This is a genomic window from Kribbella albertanoniae (assembly GCF_004348455.1).
Classification (GTDB): Bacteria; Actinomycetota; Actinomycetes; order Propionibacteriales; family Kribbellaceae; genus Kribbella; species Kribbella albertanoniae.
This window is the reverse complement of sequence record NZ_SMKA01000428.1, coordinates 1-4547: the sequence shown is the minus strand read 5'-3', so window position 1 is coordinate 4547 and position 4547 is coordinate 1. Positions and strand designations below refer to the sequence as shown.

The 4547-nt window shown below is 68.0% G+C and carries 6 protein-coding genes; all 6 read left to right on the top strand.

Annotated features, from left to right (window positions below):
* On the top strand, nucleotides 1-1138 hold a 1138-nt coding region (locus E1261_RS43390), incomplete at its 5' end, for a DNA polymerase III subunit gamma/tau domain-containing protein (protein ID WP_476703279.1).
* A 30-nt stretch (nucleotides 1139-1168) separates the two neighbouring features.
* Nucleotides 1169-1798 (top strand): LysE family translocator, encoded by a 630-nt coding sequence (locus tag E1261_RS43385; RefSeq protein ID WP_132415981.1) that lies wholly within the window; start codon nucleotides 1169-1171, stop codon nucleotides 1796-1798.
* Between the two features lie 191 nt (nucleotides 1799-1989).
* The gene (locus E1261_RS43380) at nucleotides 1990-2415 is read left to right on the top strand and encodes a YbaB/EbfC family nucleoid-associated protein (RefSeq protein ID WP_132415979.1); all 426 of its coding nucleotides are present in this window, start codon (nucleotides 1990-1992) and stop codon (nucleotides 2413-2415) included.
* A 1-nt stretch (nucleotide 2416) separates the two neighbouring features.
* The gene (recR, locus tag E1261_RS43375) at nucleotides 2417-3016 is read left to right on the top strand and encodes a recombination mediator RecR (RefSeq protein ID WP_132415977.1); all 600 of its coding nucleotides are present in this window, start codon (nucleotides 2417-2419) and stop codon (nucleotides 3014-3016) included.
* On the top strand, nucleotides 3009-3653 hold the full coding sequence (locus tag E1261_RS43370) for a DUF5063 domain-containing protein (RefSeq protein WP_132175992.1): 645 nt from the start codon (nucleotides 3009-3011) through the stop codon (nucleotides 3651-3653). The genes recR and E1261_RS43370 overlap by 8 nt, the downstream gene beginning before the upstream one ends.
* Before the next feature lie 28 nt (nucleotides 3654-3681).
* Nucleotides 3682-4332: a hypothetical protein gene (locus E1261_RS43365; RefSeq protein ID WP_132415975.1), complete on the top strand. Its 651-nt coding sequence runs from the start codon at nucleotides 3682-3684 to the stop codon at nucleotides 4330-4332.
* Nucleotides 4333-4547: the final 215 nt, after the last annotated feature.

Below are 4547 nucleotides of genomic sequence, written 5' to 3'. Positions count from 1 at the left end.
GTCGCGTTCGGTGGGGGCTGTGGGGCTGGCGGATGTTCGGCGGTTGTGGCCTCAGGTGTTGGAGGCTGTGAAGGTCAAGCGGCGGTTCGCGTGGATCATGCTGAGCCAGAATTCGCAGGTCATCGCGGTCGATGATCAGACGTTGACGCTGGGGATGGTGAATGCCGGGGCGCGGGAGAGTTTCGCGCGGTCCGGGAGTGACGAGATTCTGCGGGAGGCCATGATCGACACGATCGGGCTGAACCGGCGGATCGAGGCCGTGGTTGACCCATCCGCTGATCCTGGTGCGGGCGGTGGTGGAGTTGCGGCGCCGCGTGCTGGTGGGCCGCAGGGCGGAGCAGGTTCGCCCGCGCCTGGTGGATCCGGCGCTCCCGCGGGTGGCGGAGGTCCGGCCGGCGCGAGCGGTGACTTCGGTGGCGGTGGCACTGCCCCAGGCACAACCGTTGATGCTCTTGGTGGTGCGAATGCAGGCGGGGGAGGTGGGTCTGCGGCGGGTGACGTCGCGTCGGGTCCCGCTGCCGCCGGGACTGGAGCGGGAGGGGTCGGCGCTGGGCCGAACGGTGGCCTGGGGGCCGGCTCGAACGCTGCGCTGAGCGATGGCGCGAATGGCGGGCCGAGCGCTGGTCTGAGCGGTGGCGCGAACGTCGGCCCGAATGCTGGCGTGGGCGCCGGTTCGAACGGCGGGCCGAGCGGTGGCGCGAACACCGGTTCGAAGGCTGGCCCGGGTGGCGGTGGTGTCGCCGGTGCGGGTGCTCGTTCGGGTGGCTGGGGCGACGAGCCGGGGGCGGTTGCCCTGCAGGAGCCGCCAGACTCGGAGTACGACGTACCGGAGTCGGAGGCGTGGGAGCAGAGTGCGCCGGCGCCTGCGGAGGTAGCGGTCAGCACTGAGGGTGAGGATCGGAAGCAGCAGGCTGCTAGTAAGCGGCGGGCGGCTGAGGCTGCGGTCGCGGCTGAGCAGGCTCGGCGTAGTGCGGCTGCGCCGGTGGTCGAGGCCAAGGCGTTGACGCCGGAGGAAGAGGCGGACGCTATTGGTGAGGACGATGTGGTGCTCGAGGAGGACTCGCGTTCGCACACCGATCTGCTGCGGGACACGTTGGGCGCTGAGATCATCCTGGAAGAGACCAACGGGTCCAGGTGAGGCGACACCTCGTCGTGTGAGCATCGTGGAGTGCCTATCGATGAGCAGGTCTTTGTTGCGTTCGTTCTGACCACGTTGCTGGCGATGGTGGTTCCGGGGCCGGACATGTTGTTCGTGCTGGGCTGTGGGATCCGCGGTGGTGCTCGGGCCGGGGTGCTGGCCACGGCTGGGGTTGCCACCAGCGAGATCATTCATGTGGCGTTGGCGGCAGCTGGGCTGGTGGCGTTGTTCGCCGCGGTGCCAGCTGCCTTCACGGTGACGCGGATCCTGGGCGGCGCCTATCTGGTGTTTATGGGGATCCAGCTGATCCGTAAGCGGGGTAAGGGCTTTGACGAGAGTGCGGAGACGGCAGGTGTGTCCGGTCGGCGGGCGTACTCGATGGGGCTGCTGACCAATCTGATCAATCCGAAGATGGTGACGTTCACGCTGGCGTTCCTGCCGCAGTTCGTCGACCCGGCGCGTGGTGCGATCTGGGTGCAGTTCGCGATCCTCGGGGCGGTGCTGGTCGCGCTCGAGTTCCTGGTGGACGGAGCGGTCGGGGTGACAGCCGGGCGGATCGGGGGCTGGCTGCGGACCCGGGAGAAGGCCCGGCGGCGGCTTGATGCGACCACGGGTGGACTGTTCATCGGACTCGGTGCCCGGCTGGCGTTGCAACGCTGATTGTCCACCAGGTGTGCACAGCATCTGTGGATAACCAGCGCGGGTTTTCACAAGTTCCACAGGGGTGTGGACGAAGATGTTCACAGCCCTGTGGAAAACTTGGGGAGACTGGTCGGTTTCCAGGGGATCGAGGTGTTGTCGGCCCGACCGGCTAGGGTTGGTCGGGAATTCCGGCTCGACGAGGAGATCGCGTGTTCGACGGTGGCGGTGCTGGCGGTTTCGACATGTCCAACCTGCTTGCGCAGGCTCAGGCCATGCAGGACCAGCTGATGAAGGCCCAGGCCGACCTGGAGACCCAGGAGGTCGAGGGGTCTGCGGGTGGCGGGCTGGTGGCTGCCGTGGTGTCGGGGACGGGTGAGCTGCTCCGCCTGGACATCAAGAAGGAAGCCGTCGACCCCGAAGACACCGAGACGCTGGCCGATCTGATCGTGGCCGCGGTCCGGGATGCCTCGGAGAACGCGAAGACCGCCGCCGCCCAGGCGATGGGCCCGCTGGCCGGTGGCCTGCCCGGTTTCGGCGGCGACGCAGTGCCTGGTGACGCTGCGGGCCCGCAACTCCCGGGCGGCAGCATCGGTTTCAGCAACCCGTCCGGTCCGCCCGGCCAGAACCCGGTCTGACGTGTACGAGGGGGCCGTTCAGGACCTCATCGACGAGCTCGGCCGGTTGCCGGGAGTCGGTCCGAAGTCCGCCCAGCGGATCGCGTTCCACCTGCTGGCGTCCGACGAGACCGACGTACGGCGACTGGCGCATGTGCTGGTGCAGGTGAAGGAGAAGGTCAAGTTCTGCGAGATCTGCGGCAATGTCGCGGAGGAGCCGCAGTGCCGGATCTGCCGGGACCCGCGCCGCGACCTGAGTCTGATCTGCGTGGTCGAAGAGGCCAAGGACGTGGTCGCGATCGAGCGGACCCGCGAGTTCCGCGGCCGCTACCACGTGCTCGGCGGGGCGATCTCGCCGATCGAGGGGATCGGGCCGGACGAGCTGCGGATCAAGGAACTGCTGCAGCGGCTGGCCGGTGGCGAGATCATGGAGATCATCCTCGCCACCGATCCGAACCTCGAGGGTGAGGCGACGGCGACGTACCTGAGCCGCTTGCTGCGGCCCATGGGCTTGCGCGTGACCCGATTGGCTAGTGGACTTCCAGTAGGCGGTGACCTCGAGTACGCCGACGAGGTCACACTCGGACGGGCGTTTGAAGGGCGACGATCGATCGATGACTGAATCAACCGATATGGCAGAGCGCACGCTGAGCATCGGCTCGGACGACCTGACCGAGTTCGCGGAACAGATCGCGGATCAGGTGCAGAGCTTCCTGATCTCGGTGCGCGACATCGCCGCGCAGCCGGACGAGGACGGTGTGGACGAGGGGCTCGCCTCGCTGCCGTACCTGCTGCTCGAGGTCAGCCAGCTGCTGCTGGCCGGCGGCCGGCTGGGTGCCTTCGAGGACTTCGTCCCGGAGGAGCGCTTCGAGTCCGACGCGGGCCCGGATCCGGACCTGGACGCGATGCGGGACCGGCTGGCGGTGCTCTTCGAGGGCCTCGACGAGTACGCCGAGGTCTTCGACCCGTATGCCGCACCGCCGGAGATCACGGTGAACCGGCTCTCCGACGACCTGACCGCGATCGCGACCGACCTCGTGCACGGCCTGGCGCACTACGAAGAGGGCCGGATCGTCGAGGCGCTGTGGTGGTGGCAGTTCTCCTACGTCTCCACCTGGGGTGCGGCCGCGAGTGCCGTGCTGCGGGCGATCCAGTCGCTGATCGCGCACGACCGGCTGGAGCCGGCCCACGACCCGGAGACCGAGGCCACCGACCGCGAGTTGGTCGAGGTCGCCGAGGAAGCCGTCCAGCGCCGGTAATCCGCGAGACATCGGGAACAATGTCCGGATGTCCGTTTATGAAGTGATCCGGCGGCTGCCCGACCTCGAGCAGGTCCGCCGGGTCAGCCGCGCGCTCGCCGTCCTCGATCTGATCCTCGGCGGGGATGATGACATCCTGCCGTTCTTCGCGTTCGACTCACGTTGGTCGTCGACCGAGGAAGCCGCGTTGATGCGCGACGGCTCGGGGAACGAGTACTCGATCGTGTTCTCCGCCGAGGGCGCTTTCGCCTTCGGGTTCGACCACGAGTCACCGATGTCGCCGTGGGCCAACGGCATGCACCTCTGGCCCGGGCTGGTGGACGGCGTACCGGCGGTCTTCGACGCCGCGCTCCACGAAGCGGCGTTCTGCGATCAGGGTGTTCCGCGCGCGACGGTCTGCTTCTGGCGGACCGTGACCGACGACGCCTGGCGATGCGGCCCGGTGGAGGTCAACCGGGACGGGGCGAACTACCTGTTCGAGCTCCTGGCCGACGGCCGCCCGGAGGCCTACCTGTCGTTCGCCGAGGACTACTTCGGCGTCAAGCTGGAGATCGAGCCGATCCGCCACGTCTACGCCCTGATGCCGCTCACCGAGTACGTCGTGACGTCGCTGAACCGCGAACGCCGCCTGGCCGACCTCGCCGACGGCATCGCCGAAATCGGCTACCCACGCTCCTAACCGAGGTCCGCCCAACCGGTCCGGACGACCGGCGGGCGGCCGCACGAGCTCACGCTCGAGCCCACAGAGCCTCCCATCTCATGGGTTACCCCATCAGAAGCCCTGTGTCAACCCGCCTTCTGTTCGGTGGGGTTGAGGACGCGTTGGAGGGCGTTGTGCTGATCGGGGTTGTAGGCGGTGCTGTTTTGCCAGCAGTGCCAGATGACGAACAGCCA

Excerpts from the sequence above, each read along its gene's own strand:
- E1261_RS43370 (WP_132175992.1), top strand. The coding sequence starts at position 3,009 with ATGACTGAATCAACCGATATGGCAGAGCGCACGCTGAGCATCGGCTCG.
- E1261_RS43365 (WP_132415975.1), top strand. The coding sequence starts at position 3,682 with ATGTCCGTTTATGAAGTGATCCGGCGGCTGCCCGACCTCGAGCAGGTC.